The organism is Rhizobium sp. NLR10b (genome assembly GCF_019685435.1).
In the GTDB taxonomy this organism is placed as follows: Bacteria; Pseudomonadota; Alphaproteobacteria; order Rhizobiales; family Rhizobiaceae; genus Rhizobium.
Map to the genome: position 1 here is coordinate 150,840 of NZ_JABDWV010000007.1, position 26,066 is coordinate 176,905.

Annotated in this window: 24 protein-coding genes and 5 tRNA genes; 11 read left to right on the forward strand and 18 right to left on the reverse strand. The window is 59.5% G+C overall.

From position 1 onward, the window contains the following. Position 1: 1 nt before the first annotated feature. From accC to HJB91_RS13475, 4 genes are all read right to left on the reverse strand, one after another. Positions 2–1,351 (reverse strand): acetyl-CoA carboxylase biotin carboxylase subunit, encoded by a 1,350-nt coding sequence (gene accC / locus HJB91_RS13460; protein ID WP_210631546.1) that lies wholly within the window; start codon positions 1,349–1,351, stop codon positions 2–4. Between the two features lie 10 nt (positions 1,352–1,361). After that, positions 1,362–1,838, reverse strand: coding sequence for an acetyl-CoA carboxylase biotin carboxyl carrier protein (gene accB, locus HJB91_RS13465; protein WP_221154962.1), 477 nt, complete (start codon positions 1,836–1,838; stop codon positions 1,362–1,364). A gap of 20 nt (positions 1,839–1,858) precedes the next feature. After that, complete coding sequence (gene aroQ, locus HJB91_RS13470) at positions 1,859–2,296, reverse strand: type II 3-dehydroquinate dehydratase (RefSeq protein ID WP_221146553.1); 438 nt, start codon at positions 2,294–2,296, stop codon at positions 1,859–1,861. Positions 2,297–2,456: 160 nt separating this feature from the next. Further along, entirely contained in the window at positions 2,457–3,215 is a 759-nt protein-coding gene (locus tag HJB91_RS13475; RefSeq protein ID WP_210631543.1) for a DsbA family protein, read from the reverse strand. Between the two features lie 204 nt (positions 3,216–3,419). Here HJB91_RS13475 and HJB91_RS13480 point away from each other — a divergent pair, with 204 nt between their 5' ends. Next, positions 3,420–4,577: a pyridoxal phosphate-dependent aminotransferase gene (locus HJB91_RS13480; RefSeq protein WP_221154965.1), complete on the forward strand. Its 1,158-nt coding sequence runs from the start codon at positions 3,420–3,422 to the stop codon at positions 4,575–4,577. Between the two features lie 312 nt (positions 4,578–4,889). Here HJB91_RS13480 and HJB91_RS13485 read toward each other — a convergent pair whose 3' ends face one another. Both HJB91_RS13485 and HJB91_RS13490 read right to left on the reverse strand, forming a co-directional pair. Further along, a complete protein-coding gene (locus tag HJB91_RS13485) occupies positions 4,890–6,227 on the reverse strand; it encodes a DUF2778 domain-containing protein (protein WP_210631541.1) in 1,338 nt (445 codons plus the stop codon). A 208-nt stretch (positions 6,228–6,435) separates the two neighbouring features. Then, positions 6,436–8,304 carry an alpha/beta hydrolase gene (locus tag HJB91_RS13490; RefSeq protein WP_221155103.1) on the reverse strand — a complete coding sequence of 623 codons (1,869 nt, stop codon included), beginning with the start codon at positions 8,302–8,304 and terminating at the stop codon, positions 6,436–6,438. Positions 8,305–8,450: 146 nt separating this feature from the next. Here HJB91_RS13490 and HJB91_RS13495 point away from each other — a divergent pair, with 146 nt between their 5' ends. The 5 genes from HJB91_RS13495 to recJ all read left to right on the forward strand — a co-directional run bounded on the left by HJB91_RS13495 (position 8,451) and on the right by recJ (position 13,966). Continuing rightward, positions 8,451–8,864 carry a hypothetical protein gene (locus tag HJB91_RS13495; protein WP_210631540.1) on the forward strand — a complete coding sequence of 138 codons (414 nt, stop codon included), beginning with the start codon at positions 8,451–8,453 and terminating at the stop codon, positions 8,862–8,864. Between the two features lie 222 nt (positions 8,865–9,086). Then, positions 9,087–10,304, forward strand: coding sequence for an LL-diaminopimelate aminotransferase (locus tag HJB91_RS13500; protein ID WP_221154967.1), 1,218 nt, complete (start codon positions 9,087–9,089; stop codon positions 10,302–10,304). A gap of 58 nt (positions 10,305–10,362) precedes the next feature. Then, positions 10,363–11,688 (forward strand): homoserine dehydrogenase, encoded by a 1,326-nt coding sequence (locus tag HJB91_RS13505; RefSeq protein WP_221154969.1) that lies wholly within the window; start codon positions 10,363–10,365, stop codon positions 11,686–11,688. Between the two features lie 149 nt (positions 11,689–11,837). Continuing rightward, positions 11,838–12,083 (forward strand): hypothetical protein, encoded by a 246-nt coding sequence (locus tag HJB91_RS13510; protein WP_210631537.1) that lies wholly within the window; start codon positions 11,838–11,840, stop codon positions 12,081–12,083. An 80-nt stretch (positions 12,084–12,163) separates the two neighbouring features. Then, positions 12,164–13,966 carry a single-stranded-DNA-specific exonuclease RecJ gene (gene recJ, locus HJB91_RS13515; protein WP_221146555.1) on the forward strand — a complete coding sequence of 601 codons (1,803 nt, stop codon included), beginning with the start codon at positions 12,164–12,166 and terminating at the stop codon, positions 13,964–13,966. Between the two features lie 49 nt (positions 13,967–14,015). Here the strand turns inward: recJ and HJB91_RS13520 are convergent. From HJB91_RS13520 to gloA, 5 genes are all read right to left on the reverse strand, one after another. Next, positions 14,016–14,090: transfer RNA gene (locus HJB91_RS13520), tRNA-Glu, on the reverse strand. Positions 14,091–14,262: 172 nt separating this feature from the next. Then, positions 14,263–14,337: transfer RNA gene (locus tag HJB91_RS13525), tRNA-Glu, on the reverse strand. A gap of 75 nt (positions 14,338–14,412) precedes the next feature. Further along, positions 14,413–14,487, reverse strand: a tRNA-Glu gene (locus tag HJB91_RS13530). A gap of 195 nt (positions 14,488–14,682) precedes the next feature. Then, positions 14,683–15,738 (reverse strand): YcbK family protein, encoded by a 1,056-nt coding sequence (locus HJB91_RS13535; protein ID WP_405047656.1) that lies wholly within the window; start codon positions 15,736–15,738, stop codon positions 14,683–14,685. 187 nt (positions 15,739–15,925) lie between these two features. Next, positions 15,926–16,366 carry a lactoylglutathione lyase gene (gene gloA / locus HJB91_RS13540; RefSeq protein ID WP_221154970.1) on the reverse strand — a complete coding sequence of 147 codons (441 nt, stop codon included), beginning with the start codon at positions 16,364–16,366 and terminating at the stop codon, positions 15,926–15,928. A gap of 194 nt (positions 16,367–16,560) precedes the next feature. On the opposite strand from gloA, the gene HJB91_RS13545 reads away from it, so the two are divergent. Together HJB91_RS13545 and HJB91_RS13550 are read left to right on the forward strand one after the other, a co-directional pair. Then, entirely contained in the window at positions 16,561–17,139 is a 579-nt protein-coding gene (locus HJB91_RS13545) for a cold-shock protein (protein WP_210631534.1), read from the forward strand. 1 nt (position 17,140) lies between these two features. Further along, complete coding sequence (locus HJB91_RS13550) at positions 17,141–17,626, forward strand: DUF192 domain-containing protein (RefSeq protein WP_210631533.1); 486 nt, start codon at positions 17,141–17,143, stop codon at positions 17,624–17,626. 65 nt (positions 17,627–17,691) lie between these two features. Here the strand turns inward: HJB91_RS13550 and HJB91_RS13555 are convergent. Next, a tRNA-Pro gene (locus HJB91_RS13555) sits at positions 17,692–17,768 on the reverse strand. Between the two features lie 650 nt (positions 17,769–18,418). Between HJB91_RS13555 and HJB91_RS13560 the strand changes: the two genes are divergently transcribed. Both HJB91_RS13560 and HJB91_RS13565 read left to right on the forward strand, forming a co-directional pair. Continuing rightward, complete coding sequence (locus HJB91_RS13560) at positions 18,419–18,724, forward strand: ETC complex I subunit (protein WP_008526983.1); 306 nt, start codon at positions 18,419–18,421, stop codon at positions 18,722–18,724. A 57-nt stretch (positions 18,725–18,781) separates the two neighbouring features. After that, positions 18,782–18,858: transfer RNA gene (locus HJB91_RS13565), tRNA-Arg, on the forward strand. Between the two features lie 181 nt (positions 18,859–19,039). Here HJB91_RS13565 and HJB91_RS13570 read toward each other — a convergent pair. The 5 genes from HJB91_RS13570 to HJB91_RS13595 form a co-directional block, all read right to left on the reverse strand. Next, the gene (locus tag HJB91_RS13570) at positions 19,040–19,480 is read right to left on the reverse strand and encodes a hypothetical protein (protein WP_221154972.1); all 441 of its coding nucleotides are present in this window, start codon (positions 19,478–19,480) and stop codon (positions 19,040–19,042) included. 26 nt (positions 19,481–19,506) lie between these two features. Then, on the reverse strand, positions 19,507–19,797 hold the full coding sequence (locus HJB91_RS13575; RefSeq protein ID WP_210631531.1) for a hypothetical protein: 291 nt from the start codon (positions 19,795–19,797) through the stop codon (positions 19,507–19,509). Between the two features lie 126 nt (positions 19,798–19,923). After that, entirely contained in the window at positions 19,924–20,253 is a 330-nt protein-coding gene (locus HJB91_RS13580; protein WP_311044445.1) for a hypothetical protein, read from the reverse strand. 214 nt (positions 20,254–20,467) lie between these two features. Beyond that, on the reverse strand, positions 20,468–20,671 hold the full coding sequence (locus HJB91_RS13585; protein WP_221154977.1) for a hypothetical protein: 204 nt from the start codon (positions 20,669–20,671) through the stop codon (positions 20,468–20,470). A gap of 826 nt (positions 20,672–21,497) precedes the next feature. Continuing rightward, the gene (locus HJB91_RS13595) at positions 21,498–23,612 is read right to left on the reverse strand and encodes a choice-of-anchor Q domain-containing protein (RefSeq protein WP_221154978.1); all 2,115 of its coding nucleotides are present in this window, start codon (positions 23,610–23,612) and stop codon (positions 21,498–21,500) included. Positions 23,613–24,802: 1,190 nt separating this feature from the next. Here HJB91_RS13595 and HJB91_RS13600 point away from each other — a divergent pair. Continuing rightward, on the forward strand, positions 24,803–25,246 hold the full coding sequence (locus HJB91_RS13600) for a hypothetical protein (protein WP_259669920.1): 444 nt from the start codon (positions 24,803–24,805) through the stop codon (positions 25,244–25,246). A gap of 143 nt (positions 25,247–25,389) precedes the next feature. Here HJB91_RS13600 and HJB91_RS13605 read toward each other — a convergent pair whose 3' ends face one another. Beyond that, on the reverse strand, positions 25,390–25,701 hold the full coding sequence (locus HJB91_RS13605; RefSeq protein WP_221146559.1) for a hypothetical protein: 312 nt from the start codon (positions 25,699–25,701) through the stop codon (positions 25,390–25,392). Positions 25,702–26,066 lie beyond the last annotated feature (365 nt).

Below are 26,066 nucleotides of genomic sequence, written 5' to 3' on the forward strand. Positions count from 1 at the left end.
CCTATGCCGCCGGCGTGTTGGCGAGGTAATGTTCCAGCCAGTGGATGTCATAGTCGCCGTTGGCGATATCCTGGTTGGAGACGAGATCCTGGAACAACGGCAGCGTCGTCTTGATCCCGTCGACGACGAATTCATCGAGGGCGCGGCGCAGGCGCATCATGCATTCGACACGGGTGCGGCCGTGCACGATCAGCTTGCCGATGAGGCTGTCGTAATAAGGCGGGATCTTGTAACCCTGATAGGCGCCGGAATCGATGCGCACGCCAAGGCCGCCCGGCGCATGGAAATGGGTGATCGTTCCGGGCGAGGGCACGAAAGTGCGCGCGTCCTCGGCATTGATCCGGCATTCGATGGCATGGCCGGAGAAGTGCACCTCGTCCTGCGTCACCGAGAGACCGCCGCCGGAGGCGACGCGGATCTGCTCGTGCACCAGGTCGATGCCGGTGATCGCTTCGGTGATCGGATGCTCCACCTGCAGGCGGGTGTTCATTTCGATGAAATAGAACTCGCCGTTCTCGTAGAGGAATTCGATCGTGCCGGCGCCGCGATATTTCAGCTTCTTCATGGCATCGGCGCAGATCTGGCCGATCTTCATGCGCTGCTCGACATTGAGCGCAGGCGAATTCGCTTCTTCCCAGACCTTCTGGTGGCGGCGCTGCAGCGAGCAGTCGCGTTCGCCGAGATGAATGGCGTTGCCTTCACCGTCACCGAACACCTGGATTTCGATGTGGCGCGGCTTGCCGAGATATTTTTCCATGTAGACGGCATCGTTGCCGAAGGCGGCTGCCGCCTCAGTGCGCGCCGTCGACCAGGCTTCGATCAGATCGGCCTCGCTCTTGGCGACCTTCATGCCGCGCCCGCCGCCGCCGGCCGTTGCCTTGATCAGCACGGGATAGCCGATTTCGGCGGCCGTCCGCAGCGCGTCCTCCTCGGTCTTCACCTCGCCGTCCGAGCCGGGAACGACGGGAATGCCAAGCTCCAGCGCCGTCGTCTTGGCGGTGATCTTGTCGCCCATGATACGAATATGATCCGCCGTCGGCCCGATGAAGGTGATGCCGTGCGCTTCGAGGATATCGGCGAACTTGGCATTCTCGGACAGGAAGCCGTAGCCCGGATGCACGGCGTCGGCGCCGGTGATCTCGCAGGCCGCGACGATCTGGTGGATGTTGAGATAGCTCTCGCGCGAGGAGGGCGGACCGATGCACACGCTTTCGTCGGCAAGACGCACATGCATGGCATCGGCGTCGGCGGTGGAATGCACCGCGACGCATGCGATGCCGAGCTCCTTGCAGGCCCGAAGCACGCGAAGGGCGATTTCCCCGCGATTGGCGATGAGGATTTTCGAAATCATGGGCTTGGGCCTATTCGATGACGACGAGGGCCTGGCCGTATTCGACGGGATGTCCGTCGTCGACGAGGATCTCGGTCACCTTGCCTGACTTGGGCGAAGGAATCTGGTTCATCGTCTTCATCGCTTCGATGATGATGAGCGTCTGGCCTTCCTTGACGGTGGCGCCGATTTCGATGAAGGGACGTGCGCCCGGAGCCGGTGCCATATAGACGGTGCCGACCATCGGCGCATTGACGACATTCGCCGGGTTGCGGCCGGGTGCTGCGGCGGGTGCGGCAGCGGCCGCTGCCGGAGCGGTGGCTGCTGCCGGAGCGGCAAAGGCCGGTGCAGCGATCGGCGCCTGGACGTATTGCGGCGTGCCGCCGCGCGAAACGCGGATGCGCAAATCGTCCTGCTCGATCTCGATCTCCGTCAGATCCGTCTCGTTGATAATATTGGCGAGATCGCGGATCAGTGCCTGATCGATACCCGATTTCTTTTCAGCCATGGTGTTGCCCTGTCTTCTTCTTATGCCGTGATGTTCTTCAGCGCATGGAGCGCCAGGATGTAGCTGTGAGGCCCGAAGCCGCAAATCACGCCCTTGCATGCCGGCGCGATCATCGACTCGTGGCGAAATTCTTCCCGTGCATGGACGTTGGATATGTGAAGTTCGATGACGGGAATTGAAATAGCGCGGATCGCGTCGTGCAGCGCGACTGAAGTATGCGTGTAGGCGCCTGCATTGATGGCGACGCCAGCGGCCGTTTCGTCGGCCTCGTGGAACCAGTCCACGAGCGTGCCTTCATGGTTGCTCTGACGGAAGTCGATATCAAAGCCGAGCTCGCGCCCTGCTGCCTTGCAGTCTGCCTCGATGTCCTTGAGCGTCTTGCCGCCATAAATCGCGGGCTCTCGTTTGCCCAGCATGTTCAGGTTTGGCCCGTTCAGGACAAAAATCGTTTGCGTCATCGAATGTTCCGTAAATGCACGACGGCAACCTATAGACTCCGCGAGGGCTGAATGAAAGCCCTTACGGGTTGGCCGGCAGGAATCGCGCCACATTTGTCCACATGGCTGCAACGCTTCGATTCTGGCGGTTTGATGAGCGGCCGGTCGGCTGTCTGATTCCTCAGCAGGCGGTCTTGCCGCAGCTGCGCATGTTCTTGACCTTGGCTTCGAGATCGTCGAGCCCGACGGCGCCCGGGACCAGCTCGTTGCCGATGACATAAGAGGGCGTGCCGCTGATGCCGAGACTGGAGGCAAGCTGATAGGTCGCCTGAACGATCCCATCGTTCGGGCTCTTCGCCATCTCGGCACGAATCTTGTCTTCGCTGATGCCGAGAGAGCCTGCGACGGCGATCGCGCTTTCTTCCGAGGCGCGGCCTTCGCTGCTGAGAAGGGCGATATGGAAATCGGCATATTTCGCAGGCGCCAGCCTGCGGAAAGCGTCGGCCACTTTGTGGGCGGCAACCGAATCCGGCCCGAGGATCGGGAATTCCTTGAGCACGAAGCGGACGTTCGTGTCCTTCTTCAGCATCGCCTGCATATCGGGAAGCGCGTGACGGCAGTAGGTGCAATTATAATCGAAGAATTCGACGACGGTCACATCGCCCTTGGGATTGCCGAGCGTGACGTCATCCTTTGAATTGAAGATGTTCGCGGTGTTCTCCTCGATCGCCATATTGGCCTTCACCAGCCGCGCGGCTTCCTGCTTCTTCTGCAGCGCCTCCTGGACGTCGAGCATGATCTCCGGATTTTCGATCAGATATTGCTTGATGAATTCGCCGAACTCCTTCTTCTGCTGATCGTCGAGCGCTGCGGCCGGAAACGGGATCGCGATCGATGCGGCAAGCGCCAGTGCGGTGAAGTTTTTCGGGAAGAAGGCCATGATATCCTCGTCATCGGCGATGTGGTCTTGGTCGAGAAAACCGTCGCCGGGTTATGGACTTGAACGCGTCGCGTCAAGGTACGGTGCGTCGAGTTCTGTTCAAACAGGAATTTTCATCCCTGCACCGCCCTCGCGGGATTGTGATGAGCCGATTAATGCGGCAATTGTCTGGCCAACAGCGAAGAAGCCAAGCGAGAAGCGATCTTGTTTTCCATATCGAAACGCAGCGAAGTCGAGCCTTTTCATGCGATGGATGTGTTGGCGGAGGCGACGAAGCGGCGGGCAGCGGGTCACGCCGTTATCTCGATGGCGGTCGGCCAGCCCTCGCATCCCGCGCCTCGAGCTGCGCTCGAAGCGGCACGCACCGCCCTTGTCGAAGGCCGGATCGGTTATACGGATGCGCTGGGGACGGCGCGGCTGAAATCCGCACTTGCCTGGCACTACAGGGACCGTCACGGCCTGGAGATCGATCCCAAGCGCATCGCGATAACCACAGGTTCCTCGGCAGGGTTCAATCTTGCCTTTCTGTCGCTTTTCGATGCCGGCGATGCCGTGGCGATCGCGAGACCGGGCTATCCCGCTTATCGCAATATTCTCGGCGCGCTTGGGCTGAAGGTTCTCGAAGTGCCGGTGACGGCCGAGACCCACTTCACCCTGACACCTGAGAGCCTCGAGGCGGCGCAGCAGCAAAGCGGCGTCAGGCTCAAAGGCGTGCTGCTCGCAAGCCCCGCCAACCCGACCGGCACGGTGACCGGCCGTGACGGGTTGAAGGCGCTTGCGGATTACTGCGCGGCCCAATCCATCGCCTTCATCTCGGATGAGATCTATCATGGGCTGACTTTCGCTGGGGAGGAGGCGAGCGCGCTTGAGCTGACCGACGAGGCGGTCGTCATCAACTCCTTCTCCAAATATTACTGCATGACTGGCTGGCGAATCGGCTGGATGGTGCTGCCGGAGCGCCTGGTGCGGCCGATCGAGCGGGTGGCGCAGAGCCTCTATATCTCGCCGCCCGAGCTCTCCCAGATTGCAGCGGTGGCCGCGCTTGGCGCAAGCGAAGAGCTTGATCATGTCAAGGCGAGCTACGCCGCAAACCGCGCGCTGCTGCTCGACCGCCTGCCCAGGATCGGCCTTGCGCCCGCTTCGCCGATGGACGGCGCCTTCTACGCCTATATCGATGTTTCGCGCTTCACCAATGACAGCATGGGTTTTGCCAAACGCATGCTCGCAGAAATCAACGTCGCGGCGACGCCGGGCCTGGATTTCGATCCGCTGGAGGGACATCGAACATTGCGTCTCTCCTATGCGGGTTCGCAAGGCGAGATCGCCGAGGCGGTGGAGCGGATAGCAGTCTGGCTGAAGTAGGGCTGCGGGGGCAAGCGGCTGCTTGCCCACCTGCTCCCAGAGCTTTTCCGGGTTAGATTGAAGCATTCTGCCGGAGCAGGTTTTCGTCAGGGCAAAGGCGATTGGCGACGGGCATACCCCAAGGTACGTCCGAGCCGATCGCCTTTGATCCTGGCGGAAGCGTGCCCGGCCCTTCGGGTTGGCTGAAACGGGCCGGCTGATCGACCGGCCGGCTTGGCCGTAGAGCTGGGCTACGACGCGCGCCGGCCGGTCGACCATCCGACTCCGTTTGAGCCAACAGAATGATTCAATCTAACCCGGAAAAGCTCTAAACTAGCTGCGCGACGAAAACAGCGAGGCGAGCGTCGAGGCGGGCTTGTTGTTCAGCCGCGGCACCACCACGAGCTGCTTGATCTCGCCGCGTTTGTAAGCGGCCAGAAAGCGCTTGTAATCCTTGAAGGAAACGCAGCCGTTGGAATCGCCGTTCTTGCCGAGCATATAGGTGTGGGCGAGCAGGCCGACGCGGTCGAAGATGGCGTCCGAGCCTTCCACCGGTGTCAAACGCAGCGCTTCGACACCGTGAAAGAGGGCCTCGCGCATCGTGAGGACATAGGTGTGCGGCGGCGTCGGTCCGCGCATCTTCTTATCCACGTAGCGCGGGTTGTCGCGCATCTTTCCGAGACCGGAATGAGCCTCCAGCCGTTCGCCGTTCGGCAGGTAGACGGTGCTGTTTTCGATGTCGTAGATCGCGACGCCTGCCCGCAGTTTCGGCGAGAAGACCGGCTTGTCGTAACGCGGCACGGCATCGTCCTCATCGTCCACGATCGGCGAGTTCGGCTGGGCATAGGCCAGGGCCGGCCCAGCTGAGCGCTGCGCACCCTTGGCGGCCGGCGCCGGTTTGCCGATGAGTCCGTCCGGACGCGCCATCGGCAACGGCACGGAACCTGCGTCGGGCGACAGGACGAGATCGAAGGGTTGATCCTCTGCCGTTGCGACCACCACCGGTGCTGATTCCGTTGCAGGAACTGAGGCGGTCCTGACAGGAGACGCGATCGGCTCGATCGGGGCCGGCGCGATCTGCCGGGGGTCTGCATCGGCAAGCACCAGCATCGCCTGGAGTTGGGCTGCGGCGACGGCCTCCTTCGACGGGACGATGATCCGGTTGCTGTCGTCTTCTTCAATCTCTGCCGAGGCGAGTTCGACCGGCGGCAGCGCGATCGCATCATCCTTGCGGAACTTGGCACTGTCGGAAATCGCGGCGACGACCGGTTGCTCGGCGGCCGTGACGAGCCGATTGCTTTTCGCAAGAGCTGCCAATGCCGTTGCGGCGGCGGCAGTCTTTTCGGCGTGAGACTGGATGAGGCTTGCCGTCAGCGGCATCTTCGGCTTTGCGTCGAAGGCTGTCAGCCGGTCACCCTTGCCGACATGGATCAACCGCTCAAGGCGAGCTGACGGCGCCACCTTTGGGGCGGCCCCGATCTGTGCCAGCCGATCGGGTGGAGAAAAGGGCGTGGCCACCGAATGCATCGTTGCCAAGGTCGCGATCAGCCATGTTGAGGTTAAAAGCCCGGCGCCGACGACACCGTAAAGAAAACCGCGAGATCTGCGCGAACGCAAAGCAGATCCGCCAAGAGGGGCGACGTTATCCAACGTCCCTACCGCAAACGCCATACTACACTCGTCTTTCAAACTCGCTACGCAGGCCGGCGGCACTGACTGACTAAAACTTCGCCGGGGCCGGTAAGGGCGCAAAGGGGCCGAATTTAGGCCGCCCGCGACTTCCGACTGTTTCGCGAGGATGACGAATTATGGTTTCTAATTTGTTTACGCGATATCGCTGTTTCTTGGGATGTCCCAAAAAGAGATGCCTGCCGGCGTCTCAGGTGCGTTCCATCACATAACTTCCCGGTGCTTCTTCGATCGCGTTCAGCGCATCGCCGCCGGGTTTGCGCGCCGCAACGCGTCTGCCGTCCTGCGTCTCGATCCACGCCTGCCAATGCGGCCACCACGATCCCGGCGTCTCGGTGGCCCGCTCGAGCCAGGTCTCATAGTCGCCCTTGGCCGGGCCGCCCGTCCAGAACTGGTATTTCTTCTTGTCGGGCGGGTTCACGACGCCGGCAATATGTCCCGAGCCGGTGACGACGAATTCCACCTTGCCGCCGAAGAACTGGCTGCCGAGGAAGACCGATTTTGCGGGCGCGATGTGGTCCTCGCGTGTGGCAAGATTATAGATTGGGATCTTCACATCCTTCAGCGATACGCGCTTGCCGTCGAGGATCATCTCGTTCTGCGTCAACGCATTGCGCAGATAGCAGTTTCGCAGGTAGAAGGCGTGGTTTGCCGCCGCCATGCGCGTCGAATCGGCGTTCCAGAACAAGAGGTCGAAGGGCAGGGGCTCCTGGCCCTTGAGATAGCTGTTGACGAAATAAGGCCAGATCAGCTCGGAAGCGCGCAGCATGTTGAAGGCCATCGACATCTTCGTGCCGTCGAGATAGCCGGTCGCCTTCATATGCTCTTCGAGCGCGGCAAGCTGCTCCTCGTCGACGAAGACCTTGAGATCGCCGGCATGGGTGAAATCAACCTGAGTGGTGAAGAGCGTCGCGGTCTTGATGCGCCGGTTTTTCTCCTTGGCGTGCAGCGCCAGTGTCGCGGCCAGAAGCGTGCCGCCGACGCAGTAGCCGACGGCATTGACGTCCTTCTCGCCGGTCGCCTTCTCGATCGTCTCGAGCGCGAAATCGACGCCCTCGCGGGCATAGGCCCCCCAGTCCTTCTCGGCGTGACGCGCATCCGGATTGACCCAGGATATGACGAAAACGGTCTGGCCCTGGTCTACGCACCATTTGATGAAGGATTTCTGCGGGTTGAGGTCGAGAATATAGAACTTGTTGATCCAGGGCGGGCAGATCAGGAGTGGCCGCTTCAGCACGGTTTCGGTCGAGGCTTCGTACTGGATGATCTGGCAGATATCGTTCTGGGCGATGACTTTTCCCGGGGTCAGCGCCATGTCGCGGCCAACGGCGAATTTCGTCATGTCGGTCTGTCGAAGGCGAAGCTCGCCGTTCCCGGCAGCGATGTCCTCGGCGAGCATCTTCATGCCGCGCACCAGGTTTTCGCCGTTGCTTGCGATCGTCTCGCGGTAAAGCTGCGGGTTGGTAGCGATGAAGTTGCTCGGCGAAAGCGCTGCCGTGATCTGCTTCACGTAGAATCCGGCCTTGTGCTTGGTGTGCTCGTCGAGGCCGTCGGTCTCCGACACCAGCTTGTCAACCCAATCGCTCGTGACGAAATAGACCTGGCGGAGGAAATCGAAGAACGGATTTTTCTGCCAATCCTCGCCGGAAAAGCGTTTGTCCTTGCGGGTGTCGGGCTCGGGCGGCAGGGGCTCGCCCTGCATCCCGCGCGTGCCCTGCACGCGCTGCATCGAGCGCATCCAGATGCCGAAGAAGGACGACATCAGCTGAGTCTGCGCCTCGAAGGTGCGGCGGGGATCGGAAATCCAGTATTCGGTGACCTTGGAAAGCGTCTTGACCATGTCGGTCATGGGATCGATGGCGGTTTCGGTGATCTCGCCGCGTTCGCGCGGCGCAAGCCAGGCCGAGGCGGCCTGACCGAGATTTTCGAGCGCCCGGGCGAAATTCATCGCCATGGTCTCGGGATCCTTCAGCAGATAGGGTTCGAGATCGGTCGCGTCGAAACCGGTCTTGTCGCCATTCTTCTGGCCGCCACGCTCCTGCTTGCTGTCGGTCACCATTTCCTCCGGCGGCAGCACTCTTTTTATCCGTTTGTTGTACATCGTGACCGAACGAGAAAACAAGTTCCACCCGCATCGGCTCGTGCTATTGCTTTGTGGCTGCGACAAATTTAACAGTCGAGGCAATCAGAACTGGATTTTGAGGCATGATCAAGAACGGCATTCGGCGCATCGCAACCTTCAACCGCATCGCATTGATCTGCGCCGCGGCGGCGATGACCCTTGCCGGATGCAATCTGACGGCGGAGGAAAAAGCCGCAGCCGCCGCCAAGCGAGCGGCGCCGACCGCCGTCGTCATGCCGGCAACCAAGGGCGAGGCGGTCGAGGGCGGTCTGACGAAATCACCGGACGGCTATCCGAATTTCGGCGCGCCGCTGACGGCGGCCAATGTCCAGATGAGCGACGAGCAGGCGGCCGAACTGCAGCATCAGTTGACCGCGCTTACCGCCCGGCGCAAGGCCGGCACGATCTCGGAAGCCGAATATCAGGCCAAGGTCGCTGAAATGCGCCGCCTGGCTGCCGAGCACGGCGCGCAGACGCTCTCCGAAATCTCCAAATAAATCTTGCCTTTCAGGCAATTTGGACGCAAAGCCTTCCGGATGGATCGGAAGATGCGATTTTCCCGATAATGCGTGGTTGTGCGGCCTTTCCGTCAAAGATTTGCCGCTTGGCTTGGGTCTGATGAATACGGCGCTGCGATTGTGAAGTTCGTGTCGCAGCCGCCGGAAGACGGAACGAACTTCGACCGCGGCTTAAAATGCCGCCTTTCCATGGGGAATGAAATGGAAGAGTTTCACAAAGTCCGGCGTTTGCCGCCTTATGTTTTCGAACAGGTCAACCGTTTGAAAGCAAGCGCGCGAGCGGGCGGCGCCGATATCATCGATCTCGGCATGGGAAACCCTGACCTTCCGACTCCCCAGGCGATCGTCGACAAGCTGTGCGAGGTCGTACAGGATCCGCGCACGCACCGTTACTCCTCGTCCAAGGGCATACCGGGCCTGCGCCGTGCCCAGGCCGCCTATTATGCCCGCCGTTTCGGGGTCAAGCTCAACCCGGATACCCAGGTGGTCGCCACCCTCGGCTCCAAGGAAGGCTTCGCCAATATGGCGCAGGCGATCACCGCGCCCGGCGATGTCATCCTTTGCCCGAATCCCACCTATCCGATCCACGCCTTCGGCTTCCTGATGGCCGGTGGCGTGATCCGCTCGATGTCGGTTGAGCCGGACGAGACCTTCTTTCCGCCGCTTGAGCGCGCTGTCCGGCATTCGATCCCGAAGCCCCTGGCGCTGATCCTCAACTATCCCTCGAACCCGACGGCCTTTGTCGCGACGCTCGATTTCTACAAGGACGTCGTCGCCTTCGCCAAGAAGCACGACATCATCGTGCTGTCCGACCTTGCCTATTCGGAGATTTATTTCGACGACACGCCGCCGCCGTCGGTTCTCGAAGTGCCGGGCGCAATGGATGTGACGGTCGAATTCACCTCGATGTCGAAGACGTTTTCCATGCCCGGCTGGCGCATGGGCTTTGCCGTCGGCAACGAGCGGCTGATCGCTGCGCTCACCCGCGTCAAATCCTACCTCGATTACGGCGCCTTCACGCCGATTCAGGTGGCGGCGACGCATGCCCTGAACGGCGACGGCTCCGACATTGCCGAAGTTCGCAACGTCTATAAGCGCCGCCGCGACGTCATGGTCGAAAGCTTCGGCAAGGCCGGCTTCGACGTGCCGCCCCCGGCAGCCACCATGTTCGCCTGGGCGAAGATCCCGGAAAAGTTCCGTCATCTCGGTTCGCTTGAGTTCTCCAAGCTGCTGGTCGAGAAGGCCGACGTCGCCGTTGCTCCGGGCATCGGCTTTGGCGAGATGGGCGACGACTATGTCCGTCTGGCGCTTGTCGAGAATGAACACCGCATCCGTCAGGCTGCGCGCAACATCAAGAAGTTCATGTCGACGGCAGACGAGACGATGCATAACGTCATCTCGCTCAACGCCCACCGTTAATTCCAACTCTTGGGCAGCCGCGTTCGGCCGCCGCCACAAGACATTTCAGGATCGATCCATGGCAGATGCCCTCAAAATCGGCATTGCGGGCTTAGGCACCGTTGGCGCCTCGCTTGTCCGCATCATTCAGCAGAAGAGCAATGAGCTTGCCGTCACCTGCGGGCGTCCGATTACGATCACCGCAGTTTCCGCGCGCGACAAGACGCGGGATCGAGGCGTCGATCTTTCCGGCGTCACCTGGTTCGATCGGCCCGAGGATCTGGCCGAAAAGGGTGATATCGACGTCTTCGTCGAGCTGATGGGCGGCGCCGAAGGGGCTGCCAACGTCTCGGTGCGCGCCGCACTTCAGCGTGGTCTCCATGTGGTGACAGCCAACAAGGCGCTGCTCGCCTATCACGGCGTCGAGCTTGCGACGATCGCGGAAGAGAAGGGCTCGCTGTTGAATTTCGAGGCGGCGGTCGCCGGTGGCATCCCCGTCATCAAGGCGCTGCGCGAATCGCTGACGGGCAACGCCGTCTCGCGCATCTACGGCATCATGAACGGCACCTGCAATTACATCCTGACCAAGATGGAGAAGGAGGGGCTTTCCTTCGCCGAATGCCTCAAGGAGGCGCAGCGGCTGGGTTATGCCGAAGCCGACCCCGCCTTCGACATCGAGGGCAACGATACCGCCCACAAGCTCGCTATTCTGACGACGCTTGCCTTCGGCAATCGCATCGCGGCCGACGACATCTATCTCGAAGGCATCACCAATATCTCGATCGAGGACATCCACGCCGCCGCCGAGCTCGGTTATCGCATCAAGCTGCTCGGCGTCGCCCAGCGCACGGAGACCGGCATCGAGCAGCGTGTGCATCCAACCATGGTGCCGGTCGATTCGGTCATCGCCCAGGTCGACGGCGTCACCAATGCGGTGGCAATTGAATCCGACGTACTCGGCGAACTGCTGATGGTCGGCCCTGGCGCTGGCGGCAAAGCGACGGCTTCGTCCGTGCTCGGCGATATCGCCGATATCGCCAAGAGCCAGCCGGGCGCTCAGCGCGTGCCGGTGCTTGGCCATCCCGCAAAGGCGCTGGAGCCTTACCGCAAGGCGCAGATGCAGAGCCACGAGGGCGGATATTTCATCCGCCTGACTGTGCTCGACCGCACCGGCGTCTTTGCAAGCGTCGCCACCCGCATGGCGGAAAACCACATCTCGCTCGAATCGATCGTCCAGCGCTCCACGCAGCACCTGGCCCCATCGCATCACCAGACGATCATCCTCGTCACCCATGCGACGATGGAGGAATCCGTGCGCAAGGCGGTCGCCTCGATAAAGTCGGAAGGTTATCTCTTCGGCGAGCCGCAGGTGATTCGCATCGAACGGCCGAAAGAAGAAGCTTAAGCATTTCTGCTGGGCACATGAGCCGCTCCGTCTCTGGCAGGGCGGCTTTTCGATTCGTTCAGTCTCCCTGGCGGAAGTTATATTACCAAATGCCGAAATATTGATATAAATAAAACCATAGATGGTGAGTCGTCGGCGTGGAGTATTTCATGAGCAAGGACAGCCACGCCGGAAAAGAGCATGGCAGCCCGAGCAAGGTGCCGCCAGCCCGCCCTGATATGTTTGCGGACATCCTCAAGCCGGTGATCCCTGACATTCGTGACGAGAGCCATGACGAGGCCCTTGACGATGAACACACGGAAGGCCGCAACTGGGCTATCCTGCTGACGCTGTTTTCGGTTCTGCTGGTGCAGATCGGCGGCATCGCCGTGATCGTCTGGCTGATCTTCTGGTAAAAATCCGTGTCTGCAAATCCATCGCTATGTTATCTCCGCTGCTCCTGTAGAAAGAACAGATGAAGTCAGCGGAGTTGGGCATGGCAGATCTCGTCGATCCGGTACAGCGCGCGTTTCTCGGCGTGGAGAAATCCGCGCTCGACAATCGCTGGGTTGCAAGACTCGATCAGGCAGGCCAGAACCGGGCGCTGGCCATGGCGCAGGTTCATGGGCTGCCGGATCTGATCGCCCGTGTTCTCGCAGGACGCGGCGTTCCGGTGGACGAAGCGATCGAATTCCTCGATCCGACGATCCGCAGCCTGATGCCTGATCCTCACACGCTGACCGATTGCGAGAAGGCGGCAACCCGCCTCGTGCGTGCGATCGAGCGCGGCGAGAGCGTGGCGATTTTCGGCGACTACGACGTCGACGGCGCCGCGTCCTCGGCGCTGATGTTCCGCTTTCTCAATCATTTCGGCGTCAAGGCAAACATTTACATTCCCGACCGCATCTTTGAAGGTTACGGCCCCAATCCGGCGGCGATCAACCAGCTGATCGACAACGGCGCCCGACTGATCGTCACCGTCGATTGCGGCTCCACCAGTCACGAGGCGCTTGCGGCCGCCGCCGCGCGCAACATCGATGTCGTCGTCATCGATCACCACCAGGTGACACATGAACTGCCGCCCTGCCATGCACTCGTCAATCCGAACCGTGAAGACGATCTGTCGGGGCAGGGGCATCTTTGCGCAGCCGGCGTCGTCTTCATGGTGCTGGTCGCGACATTGCGGCTGCTGCGCGCGGCCGGCAACAAACGCATCCTGGCGCTCGACCTGCTGCAATGGCTTGATATCGTGGCGTTGGCGACGGTCTGCGATGTCGTGCCGCTGAAGGGCCTCAACCGCGCCTATGTGGTGAAGGGGCTGGTCGCTGCCCGGCACCAGAGCAATGCCGGGCTTGCCGCGCTCTTCCGCAAGGCGGGGCTCGCGGGCCCCGTGACGCCTTATCATTTCGGCTTTCTGATCGGCCCGCGTATCAACGCCGGCGGACGGATTGGTGACGCCGCACTCGGAAGCCGCCTGCTGACGCTCGATGATGCCGGTGAGGCGGAAATGATCGCGCAGCGCCTCGATGAGCTCAATCGCGAACGCCAGGCGATGGAGGCGATGATGCTGCAGGAGGCGGAAGCCGAGGCGCTTGCCGAATATGGCGACGGCGAGGGCGCCTCCGTCATCGTCACCGCCCATGAGAAGTGGCATCCGGGCATCGTCGGGCTTATCGCCGCGCGGCTGAAGGAGAAATTCAAGCGGCCCGCCTTCGCGATCGCTTTCGATCCTTCCGGCCGCGGCACCGGCTCGGGCCGCTCCATCAATGGTTTCGACATGGGCAGGATGGTGCGGGCTGCGGTCGAGGAGGGCATCCTCGTCAAGGGCGGCGGCCATGCCATGGCGGCTGGCCTGACGGTCGAGCGCGCCGATCTCGGCAGGTTGAGGACCTTCTTCACCGAGAAGGCCGCAAGGACGGTGGCGAGTCTCGTCGCCAACGAGACGCTGAAGATAGACGGTGCGATCGGCGCGAGCGGCGCCACGCTTGAACTCATCGACCGTCTGGAAGCCGCTGGCCCCTATGGCTCCGGCCACGCCCAGCCGCTCTTTGCCGTACCGGCGCATCGGGTGCGAGACGCGCGCCTTGTCGGCGAGAAACATGTGAAGGTGACGCTGGAGGCGATGGACGGTTCGCGGCTCGATGGAATCGCCTTTCGCGCCGCCGACACCGGCCTCGGCGATCTTCTCATCAATTCACGCGGCGCGAACCTCCATGTCGCAGGCTCGCTCGGCGCCGAACATTACCAAGGCGCACGCCGCATTCAGCTGCGCATCTGCGACGCGGCGCCGGCAAGATAGAATGGTTGAGAAAAAACGCTGTCGGATGAGCGAATATAAGGAAGTAGAGTGGCACGCCCTAGGGGAGTCGAACCCCTCTTCCCAGAATGAAAATCTGGTGTCCTAACCGATAGACGAAGGGCGCTTCCTTCGTGGTGGCGCCCTTATAGTCAGCAGCTTCGAAAGCCGCAAGCGCCAAGGCGCGAAAAAATCACAGTTTTCGCCGATTTTTTTGGGCTGTGGAAAACCGTGGCGCTGCGAGGCCTGATAGCTGGAAATATCGATCCGACGGGTGGTGGCGACAATCACAAGCTCAATGGTACGCCCTAGGGGAGTCGAACCCCTCTTTACAGAATGAGAATCTGTCGTCCTAACCGATAGACGAAGGGCGCAGGCCAGCCTCGTTAAAATAGGCGTGTGCGCCGGCTTCTGCAAGCAGATGCGATGGCTTCTATATGGAGAGAAAGTGGCACGCCCTAGGGGAGTCGAACCCCTCTTCCCAGAATGAAAATCTGGTGTCCTAACCGATAGACGAAGGGCGCTTCCTTCGTGGTGGCGCCCTTATAATCAGCACCTTCGTATGCCGCAAGCGGCAAATTCGATTTTCTTCAAAAAAATGACAGATATTTTCGCGGCGGAGTCATTTGAGATTACCTGTGTCGAATCAACGGCTTGCGCAGCTTGCCAGAAGCGCATGAAACTCAGTTGACGTAAGGTCAGGGGGCAGACTTGCGATATCAGATCGCCCTTGCTGTGGTCACCGGTGCCCGTTTGCCACCGCAGCCCCAGTTCCAGTCGCGGGTCTTGCCGGTGTCGAGGTGGACCGAGTCGGTGTGGCAATAGGTGCCAACGCCGCCGCGATCGGGCAAGGAGCGGATATAAGTGGCGATATCCCATTTGGATACGCCGTCGATCTGAATGTCCGCCGCCTCACAGCTCTTGTGCATCGATTCGTCGGCGCCGCCAACGAGGCGGTTATGTTCTTCGTCGCGATAGCCGGATGTGACGATGACAGGCCGGCCGAAATGGTTCTCGACCGTCTTGATCACTTTCAGCAGGTTCGGCTTGAAGCAGCCGACCGCGACATGATCGTTCTGGACGTGCAGCCCGTTCGGCGCAACGCGCGTCATGCCGGGCAGGGCGGCTTTGTGCAGGAGGCCGGAAAGACTGCCGAGCAGGTTCTGCTTCGGTGCGCTGTAAAGCGCGTTTGTCGTCGAGGCCGGGATAGCGCCTGTCGCCAGCGAGGATGTTTGTACGGGTGCAGGCTTCGTGTCGGAATTTTCCGACGATTGCTGCGGCAGCACCGGTGCTGCCGGCTGTGAGGGGATGATCGGCTGGCTGTAGACGCTGCTTTTTGCGGGCGCCACTCCGTCCGTCGGCGCATAGGCTTGCGGCTGAATGACGGTGGACGTGCTGTTGTTTTGCGGCGGCGGCTGGTGATCCGAAAAGATACTCATCGCCTGCGCGTTGATCCGTGTCGACTGCATGACGAGCCCGCCTATATTGGCAGGCGCCGCCATTGCCGGATCGGCCGGCGGGACGGCGGCACTCGCATCCCCTGCCACGACCTGTGGCGCGGCCTGGGCGCCGGAGACATTGACGAGCCGGGGGTCGGAATTGACTGAGCGCGGGGCAGATTTCACGGGCGCCGTTGCGCCAAGCTGTGGCGCTGCGGCCGCCGTCGCCGGAACCGCCGGAACGGCCGCGGCGGAATCGAGCGCCTTCTTGCTCGATACGCAGCCCGAGAGCGCCAGCATCGAGGTGGCGATCAGCAATGCGCCGGTAATGGGCATCCGCGTCTCAATATTACGCAAGCAATCAGTCTCCGGTTGATGCGGAAAACGGCGAAATATCGCCATCCTCCGCTTCGAGTCATCGGGAGATTGCCTAAGGGGCCGGGTCGCGGCAAGCGCCAAGGCGCCGGTCGGACCCGAAATCGCAAAAGCCGCAAGCTTCGCAAAAGCCTTGGGGCCAAAACCCTTACCAGGCGCCGGTATTGCCCATCGAAGCCCAGGGTTCGGCGGCCGGAAGCGGGCTTCCCTTCTGCAGAATTTCGATCGAAATGCCGTCGGGCGAGCGCACGAAGGCCATGTTGCCGTCGCGCGGCGGCCGGTTGATGGTAATGCCGTTATCCATCAGCTTTTGGCAGATCGCGTAAATATCATCCACCTCATAGGCGAGGTGGCCGAAATTGCGTCCTCCGCTATAATCCTCCGTATCCCAGTTGTAGGTAAGCTCGAGGCAGGGGGCTTTTTCGCTGCGCGCACGGTCGAGATCGTCGCGAGCGGCCAGGAAAACCAGGGTAAAGCGGCCCTTCTCGTTTTCGTGACGGCGAATCTCCTCCAGTCCGAACAGCTTGGTATAGAAGGCGAGCGAAGCGTCCAGATCTTTGACGCGAACCATCGTATGAAGATAACGCATTCTATCTACTCCTTTATAGGGGCTGGCCTTTTTGGCGAGCCGAGGTCAGCTTCGGGCAAGTCATCTTTATAAAATGTGCAGCTGGGAATAACCGAAAACTAGGACTTGCGCTTATCCGTTACCAAGATGTTAATCTTGATTTCAAGAATCAGTTAACCGTAACAGTGTGACGCGTATTCGAGGGGCTGGCGATAATGGCTGATAGGATTTCATCGAACGCATACACCGATGTCGACGAGCTGTCGTCAGAAGCGGTCGATCTTGTCGAAATCACCGGTGTCGTCAAGTGGTTCGACGTCGCCAAGGGCTTCGGCTTCATCGTGCCTGATAACGGCATGCAGGATGTTCTCCTGCACGTGACCTGCCTGCGCCGCGACGGCTACCAGACGATCCTCGAGGGAACGCGCATCGTCGCCCTTATCCAGCGTCGCGAGCGCGGCTACCAGGCCTTCAAGATCCTTTCGATGGATCAGTCGACCGCCATTCATCCCTCGCAGCTGCCGCCGGTGCGCACCCACGTACAGGTCACCGCGACGAGCGGGCTCGAGCGCGCGCTCGTCAAGTGGTTCAATCGCACCAAGGGCTTCGGCTTCCTCACGCGCGGTGAGGGCACCGAAGACATTTTTGTGCACATGGAAACGCTGCGCCGCTTTGGACTGACGGAGTTGCGCCCTGGCCAGGTCGTCCTCGTCCGCTTCGGCGACGGCGAAAAGGGCCTGATGGCCGCAGAGATCCATCCCGACGTTCCGAGCCCGGCAAGCCGGTCGCACTGAAATGCGCGGCATCGTCCTGTTTCATGCGATCAGAAGCGCCGTCATGGCGCTTTTTTTCTTGGTCGCCCTGCCGGCTTTGGCCGACGAGGAGATGCGGTTCGACAAGGAGCCGCTGCTCATCCAGACAGCCGCGGGCAAGATGCTGCATTTCACCGTCGAGGTCGCCGCCACTGGCGATCAGCGCGCCCGCGGGCTGATGTTTCGCAAGTCAATGGCCGATGACGCCGGCATGATTTTCGACTTCGGTCAAACCCGGCGCGTCGCCATGTGGATGGAGAACACCATCCTGCCGCTCGACATGCTCTTTGCCGACGACACCGGCACGATCCGTCACATCAAGGAAAACGCAAAACCCTATTCACGCGACATCATCGATTCGATGGGCCCGGTGAAATACGTCGTCGAACTCAATGCCGGCATCGTCGGCAAATTCGGAATCAAGCCAGGCGACAGAATCGTGAGCGCCACGACGACGAAGGCGAAGTGACGGGCGCGTAGTCGCGAGCGCACCAGCTACGATGCGCCTATCAAGGAATTCGCTGGGATATTGAATGGTCGGAGTGGAGAGATTCGAACTCCCGACCCTCTGGTCCCAAACCAGATGCGCTACCAGACTGCGCTACACTCCGTGCCGTGATTGGCAGCGGGAATACACGGTTCACTTCACCGTCGCAACCCATAAATCCAGTCGTGGCCTGAGATTTCTCACCAGGCCTGTGGACGCAAGAGAAAATCTCGTTCGGGCGTCAATTTATCTGTTGAGCGAATTGGACTCAGAGCGACCGGCCTCAACCGCGGGCGATCAGGCCGATATATTGGGCATAGCTGATCACGACATAGAAGAAAGCGGTGATGACAGCTCCTATCATAATGGCATTGAACTCTGCCGAACGTCTCATGATGCGTGCAATCCACTGAAACCGATTGAGCCGCAACCTAGTGCCGGTGGCTGGCTGCGGCAATCAGGTTGTGATCACAACATGAGACAATTGGTAATATTGCGCAACTGCCCGGAATTCCTGTAGTTTTGACTGGGATGGCAAAGCGACATGAGGGAAGAATGTGCTGAGCCGCCTTCCCCAACACATTGGCGCATCGTCGGTGTGGCTGTGGCTACGGCGTCGCGATCCGCTTTTTTCTTGAAAAAACGGGGATTCGCGGATAAGCAAAATTCATCTCTTCGCGTTGTCGCTGACGACGAAGCAAAGGCCCGGCAACGGGATTGAGACCATGAAAGGCGGGGCGCGCTATCCCCCGCATATTCGGAGATGCCGCAGTCATGTCTGCCAAGATCTATCGTCCTGCTAAGACCGCCATGCAGTCCGGCAAGGCCAAGACCCACCTCTGGGTGCTTGAATTCGATCAGGAGTCGCCGCGCAAGATCGATCCGATCATGGGCTACACGTCCTCGGGCGATATGCGCCAGCAGGTAAAACTCACCTTCGAAACGCAGGCGCTCGCCGAAGCCTACGCCCAGCGCAACGGCATCGAATACCGAGTCATCGCGCCGAAGGACCCGGCCCGTCAGGTGGTGGCCTATCCGGATAATTTCCGCTATACCCGCACGCAACCCTGGACGCATTGAGAATTCTCGTCCACATATGCTGCATTCGGCCGCGCCTCTTGGGCGCGGCCGGCAGTGGGCCCCTTAGCTCAGCTGGATAGAGCACCTGCCTTCTAAGCAGGTTGTCGCAGGTTCGATTCCTGCAGGGGTCGCCACCTACTTCGTAAGTGTCTGTTTTTACACTTGAATCTGGCGAAAAACCCCTCATTGAGTTTAGATTGAGGGGTTAGGCTGTTCTCATTCAGTTTCGCAGCGCCCGAAATAGCTAACCTCTTTTTATCGGCCTTGCGCGTGTAGTGGTTGGCCATGGCATCGCTTCGCCAGCCAAATCGCGCCTCAGTTCGCTGTTGCTATTGCCGCTTTCTGCCAGCAGCTGGGCAAGCGTTTTCCTAGGCCGTGCGCCCGGCCTTCCACTTCTGCCTCGGCGCACATGTCCCCGAACCAGTTCCCAAATGCGGCCGCGCTCCTGAACGGCCGGCCGTGAACTGGCGTGACCAGGTAAGCGAGGTGATCAGTTTTCGTCACCTCGAGCACCGCCTTCAGATCCGGGTGCATCGGGATATAAACCCACTCGTCGTTCTTGCCGACGCGATACTCGATCACGTCGCCCTTGATGTGTTGCGGGCCGATTTGGAAGATGTCCGACCGGCGAGGGCCGGTGAAAAGCAGCATGTCCCTGGCGAGCCGCGCCTGCGAGCCTTCGGGGTGGCTGGCATAGAACTTTTCGACGTCGGCTGCCTCCCAAGGCTTGAAGCCATCGGTTTTCGCCTTCGGCATCTTCACGTCGCGGGCTGGGTTATGCTTCAAAATGCCAGCATCAACGGCAGAGCAAAAAGATAGCCCATGATCTTGAGGTATGAGATCGCCGCAAAAGGGGTATCGGCCCGGCGGTCGCGGCCGGCTGCGATTGCGGCTCGCTCGATCTTTGACAGGATCATCTTGCCGCCTGTCTTGCAAACTGCCTTCAGCACGTTGGCGCGGGCGCGCTGCGTTGACGGCTTTAGTCCCTTGAATACTGCACTTTCCTGATATTTGTCGACGAGCCACTGCAGGGTGTGCCGGCTAGGCTCCGGCTCGGTGTCTTCCTGGGCCATGCACCGCTTGTAGTCGGCGACGAATTCTTTCGAGCCCCAGTCACCCCTCAGGCGCGTTCTCTTCCCTTGCCGACACGGAAATACCAACGGACATTGCCGATCGGCGCGCTGATGGAATGGCTACGGCTACCGTGAAACGTCGATGGGGAATTTGGAGTAGTTACAATTGTTCAACGAATAGAAGGACACGTCGTCGTCTAATTTGTTGGCCGAAAGTTCCCATTCAAAGGTATCTTGGCCGCCCAGACCAGCTATCAAAGCCATCGTGCCAAGCTCCCGCAATCGATCCGGAGGGGGGTACGGAAAGCCATACAATGTCGCCTTCTTGCCGGTGAACGTGCCTTTGATGACCCTCTTAATCTCCAGATCGATCCGTATCATTCGGTCCGAAAAATCCGGACCGAGCAGCAGGCCGGACGCTCCGATCCAGAACGATGTCACGCGTGCCTCAACCACGAGCTTGGCCTTCGCAAACGTATCGTCACGACATGGAGGTGTAGCGGCGGCCACGCCTGGAAAGGAAAGCATTAGGGTCAGAATTATCTGTATGCACAGTCGCAGAGATGAGTTTGCAAGCATCTGCGGAATCGGTATCCCTATGGTTTAGCCGATGCTATTTCAGAAGGATTGTGTGAGGCTTAATAGCACCACCGTAAGCGGTGTTCTCGGGTCACGGTTTGATGGTGGCTTGGGTCTGACCGATACCAGCCGATTCATCGGCCCGTAACGCTTTCTTGATCTCGATAGCAGCATCAACGAAACTGTCGAACTCTTCTGCATCGAAAGGGTAATATTGATAGTTGCCCGATGCTTTAGAGGCTAACACCACATAGACGCCGCCGCTTCCGCTATCGCGTTTAATACGCAAGGACATAATGCAACTGCCGTTCATAATTTGAACGTCTGATTGTCGGATTATCGGATTATCTTTCCAGTCAGCACTCTCTTCAATGATTTAAACAGTCCCGCCACCTAACCTTAGAACTCCAATAGCAACATCGTTCTCATTGGTATCATCGTGTACAGCGGAACGAAAGCTTAGCGGTTTGTCGCGAGGGGCTTGGCAAAATTGCATAATGGAATCAAAGGCGCTCATTCGCCCATCAAAATAAGCAGATTTCATTGAAATCATTAATTTTCGACAATTCGCATTCCTGCAGGTCGCCACAAATTCAATGACTTGAATCTGTCCCATCACCAGCCTGAAGGAGCTTGGTCATTGGACCCTTGCATTTGGACGGTCGTCCGGCCAATCCGGCGTACGGCCGCCCCCCGGCCAACTGTCTCTGGAAGCGGAGGACAACACGCTAGACCGGCGCGGAACTCTGATTTCGCAAAACTTCGAAGAGGCGCCACCTGATCACCAGCAATCTTCCGTTCGACGAATGGACAGAGCCCAGAGCGCCGAATGGGCGCTCTGCTGATCCGCATCACCCGCCAAGTCAACGTCCTCGAGATGAACGGCGACCGCTTTCGCCACGTGCAAAGCTGCACCGGAAAGGCGGGTTGACACCTGTAAAAAAAATGTAGCGCGTGGATGGGATCGCCGCTCGGGCTCCGCCCTCCCGGCTTGCTCATCCACGCGCTGAAGTAGCCGAAGCTTGCGCGCCGCGTGGCGGGTTTTTACTCCGCCGTCGACATACTTCCGATTGTCAGCCCGATTGTTGCGGCGATCGAACGACCGCCACAACGGGTATTAGTTACAGGAGAAAATCGCTTGCCCCCACCTGTACGTGGCCCTGCAGCTGAATCTCGAAGTCATGAACGCCGTCGCCGTTCAGGTCGGCCTGAACAACGGTATGGTCGTCCTCGTAGTGCCAGGCGAGCGCGCCAGCCTTCTTGTCAAACAAGGCATTCTCCTGCGCCTGGAAATGGAAGGCTGCATCGCCAAGCGCAGAGCCATTCGCATCTATCGCTGAGAGGTCGATCTTATCGACGCCGTGCTGGAAGTCGGTGATGACGTCGCGGTCCCAGCCCGACCCGGTTTCCGTCGCTGTTTTGAAGACAAACGTATCCGAGCTGGTGCCACCGGTCATCATGTCCTTCCCGGCACCGCCGATGATGACGTCCCCGCCGGCGCCGCCGTTCAGCTTGTCCGCGCCGGCCCCACCATTGAGAACGTTGCCGCCGTTATTGCCGCCGGTCAGCACGTCGTCATGGCTTGAGCCGATCAGGTTTTCGATGCTGACGAGCTTGTCACCGGTGGCGTGCCCGCCCGATGCGGTCCAAGTCGCCAAGCTGACGTGGACCCCGGCGTCGGAGCCCGCGTAACTGGCCGTGTCATTGCCGCTACCGCCGTCGAGCACGTCCGCGCCGGCGCCGCCCTTCAACAGGTCATTGCCGGCGAGCCCCTTGAAGGTTTCGTTGCCGCCGTTGGACTGACCGGTGTGTGGCATGATGTCGTTGCCGTTGGTACCGGTGTATAGCTTCGTCGTCGTGGTCGGCGTTCCCGTGGTTGGGGTCTCCGTAGTCGGCGTGGTTGGCGTTCCCGTCGTCGGCGTCCCGGTGGTCGGCGTTCCCGTGGTGGGCGTTTCCGTCGTTGGCGTCCCGGTAGTCGGCGTACCGGTGGTAGGCGTTGTTGGTTGCGTCGGTGCGGTCGGCGCGGTTGGCGTTCCCGATACCGGGGCAGAGCCGGATTCGTAGGCACCCATATCGACAGTTCCGACGACGCGCGCGTCGCCGTCGAGATCGACTGAGCTGACCCCGTACTTGCTGGTTCCGCTGTCAACCGCCGCCGAGCCGGAGCCGAGGTGGAAGTCGTCGCTCGAGGCCCCAAGGAACTTCGGGTCGACGCCGAGCTTGTTGCCGTCCGCCGAGCTGGGCATTGCATTGCCGCCATCGGTTTTGACTGAGGCCTGTCCGGCCGTGCCGTTGTAGGTGATGTTGTTGGCCCAGACGACGTTCTTGTTGGTGTAGGCGTCGGTGGACGTATTATCGATCGCAGTATTGTTCTTGTTCAGCGATGGGTCGGCTACGGCGATGTTGTTGACCCAGGTGTTGTTGCTCGACGCCGAGTTGCTGAGCTCGCCCCGCCAGGTGCCGGTGTTCGCCGGGTCTTGATTGTTGTGGTACGCGGTGTTGTTCTTCACGGTGACGGAGTCGCTCCAGGTAACCTGGATACCTTTGCCGCCGTTCCCGTAGACGAGGTTGTTGTCGACCAGCGTCTTGAATGTGTAGTTCGGATTACCGCTCGCCTGCGTGCTCTGGAAATCGTCAATGATGATGCCGTTGCCATCGGTGTGCTCACCCGACTTCGTGATGTTGTCGTGCGAGATGTTGTTCCGCACGATCGTCCGGTAGCCGTCAGTCGAGGTGTCGCCGGTGATGTTCCGGTTCTGGTAGATCGAGATGCCCGAGAACCAGCCTGTGGAAGCGTTATTGTAAGTCTCGTTGCCTTCAATGCGGATGAAGTCCGACTGGTTGAACTGGATGCCCGACTCCCCGCTGCCGTGGACCTTATTATTGAGAATCTGGACGTGGTGGACATTGTTTGCTTCGATCCCGTCGCCGTTGGCGCCGGTGATGTCAAAACCGTCGATGACCACGTGGTTGGCGTTGACGCTGATCGCGTTCCACGAGCCCGCGGGCGGCCGGATCAGCGCCCCGCCCGGCACTTCCGAGCGCAGCGTGATGTCGCCTGCCGCCGAGCCGTCCTTGTCGATGTTGATGGCCTCATTGTAAGTCCCCGCCTTCACCACGACCTCGTCGCCAGGCTTAAGGTTCGAAGCCATCGCCTCACTGATCGTGCGAAAAGGAGAGGAGGCACTGCCGTTACCGCCGCCGCTGCTGCTCGAAGCTACGTAGTATGTTGTCATGGTTTTGTTCCTCAACTTCAGCGTTGTCTAATATTTCGTAGTTAATCATGTGTTGCGGCGGGGTTTATAGGGCGAGGTTTTGAATGGTGCAACAGCACCGAAACAGTAAGTACTTGAGAATCATAGCCATATTGCTGCCACAATATCCGGATCACTCCCAAGTTACATTTTGAAATATTTGCGGAAATTCGATTCGCCCAAATTGGGACAAAATATATGTCTCGCTTTCCGAGAATTATTCTTTCTGCAACCACAGCGACATCCGCTTATTGAAAAGATTAGGAAAATCTGATGGATGTGACCGGAATCCTGCCGCCGACGCGGGATCCAACATTTTTTCTGAATTTTTCAATTTTTGGCAGTTTCGCCTTCACGATTGGGGCCAATTGAGATGGCCGTGGCGAGGCCGGCCCCCTCACCAGGGTGCTCGATTCGATCATGAGTCGCTTTCAAGACTGATTAGATAATGGGCACACCGCTCCTCCGCCGACACATGCTAGCAGGTGAAATTCGCCTTCGAAGCGCAGGCTCTGGCGGAAGCCCATACTCAGCGCAACGGCATCAAATGCGTGTGATCGCGCCGACAGAACACCCTTCAGGTGGTGGCGTATCCTGATCAATCCTGAACTCGAACCCCGCCAATTTAGAGGGCGTGGGCAGGGCAATTCATCCGCGGCTCGGGTTCCAATCGCCAGATTATAAGGGAAATTTGCTCGGACCCATCATCTGGCATGGAGGCGGCTGATCCCAATTGCGCCGCGGGTCCGTCGGCGTCACATCGAGCGCCACGGCGAATGTTCAGACGCTCTCGGCCTCGCAGTTCTTCCATAGGAGAGAGAAATATTGATCTTCTTCGTGGCTGGTCTTTCCGATACCGGAGCCATGACGATTTCGGTTGGCTGTCATGTCGTCATGCAGGCGGCAAGCAGTTCCATGGAGATCATCTTTGATACATCGCGGACGCGAATAATATTGTCCAAGACTGTCCAGTAATCGTCGCAAGAGGTTTATTTCGTGTGGTGCGACGCAGCCAATACAAAGACAGAAATTCTGAGGATGTCGCCAAAAAGTTGAAATGTCGTAGGATTACATATGTTCAACCTGCGCTATACTGTTTCATAGCTACAATAGGTAGGATTTGGCTGCTGTAGACGGCGTGTACCCTCCCTGGCAATTCTTAGTGGGAGAGTATGAGAGCGATCTTCCCGAGCATAAGCGCTGCTGCATTTCTATATGCAATAAATGCCTACGCCGTTGATCTTGCTGCGGGGGCAAAAAAGGCCACAATGGACGAGTTCAAAGCTTTCGCTGACGGCAAGCAGGTGGAAGTAGAAATTCTCGATCTGAAAAAACCTGTAACCGCCGAACTCGTTTGGAGTTGGAAGAAGGGGACTACGACCGGCAGGGCCGATGTCGCCGGCAAAATGATCGACGTGAAAACGAAACTCACCTTCAAAGGCGATAAGGCCTGTTCAGCCGGCAAAGGCGAAAAGCCAAGCTGCCATTTTATCTATATCGACGGCGACAAGTTCTACGAAGTTCGAGATGACATGAAGTACAGGCGGTGTCGACCGTCGGTTGAGGTCCGCGTTGCCCTGAAAGCAGCGCTGCAGCTTCCGTCATCCCTGTGGTAATTGTCGGACGGCAACGGCCGGCCATCCGACAGCCGCCAAAAGCTGATATGCGGCCGCCGCCGTCGACAAGCCACGCCAATACAGCCGTGCTTATGTTCCTGGCTTTTGAAGTTCTATGGCAGACTACATCCGTTCGGTTCTTCTCAGCGATCCAAAAAATGATCGAAATAAATCTTGGGGATGGGGTAAGCGTAGACGCCTCTATCGACAATGCCGCGCCTGTAGAGGCAATTTCTGAGCGCCGCGTTATAATGGAGGCTCTGCGGATCCGGCGACCCGCGTCGCCATGAGCCCGCCTCCGGCACGCACCACCTAAGAGCTATGTCGTATCGAGAGAGGAGGGCAGGGTCTGTGTCGACCCGAATGCCGCTGTAGGATTGATAGTTTGAAGGAGATTCTGCGGCCGAAATACAGCCCAGGCTAAGTGCAACGCCAACGACTGCCATCAATCTCATTGGGTTTAGTTCTCCTATGGTTGATCATCGAAGTAATCGAGCGGGAGGTTATTTGTTTCAACGCCTGCGGGCAAGAGGGATGGGCTGTCAGAGCAATTCTAGAAAAAGCGGGAAACGGCTTTCCGTCAGGAATTGCGTAAAAACAAAAACTTAAGCAGTTCTGCGCTTCCATGAAAAAGCTGAACCGCTCTAGGCATGGCCGGGACCACCGAGCGTGGCGGCGGGCATCCATTCTCTTAATGACTCAATCCAGGAAATCGGGCGGCACCTTCCGCTGAGCGGCGGCGATTCCGTCCTACCCGCATCTGCAGTCTGTTGCAGGCGACCGCCGCCCGCTGAACATGAAAGACCCGCCGAACCCGAAG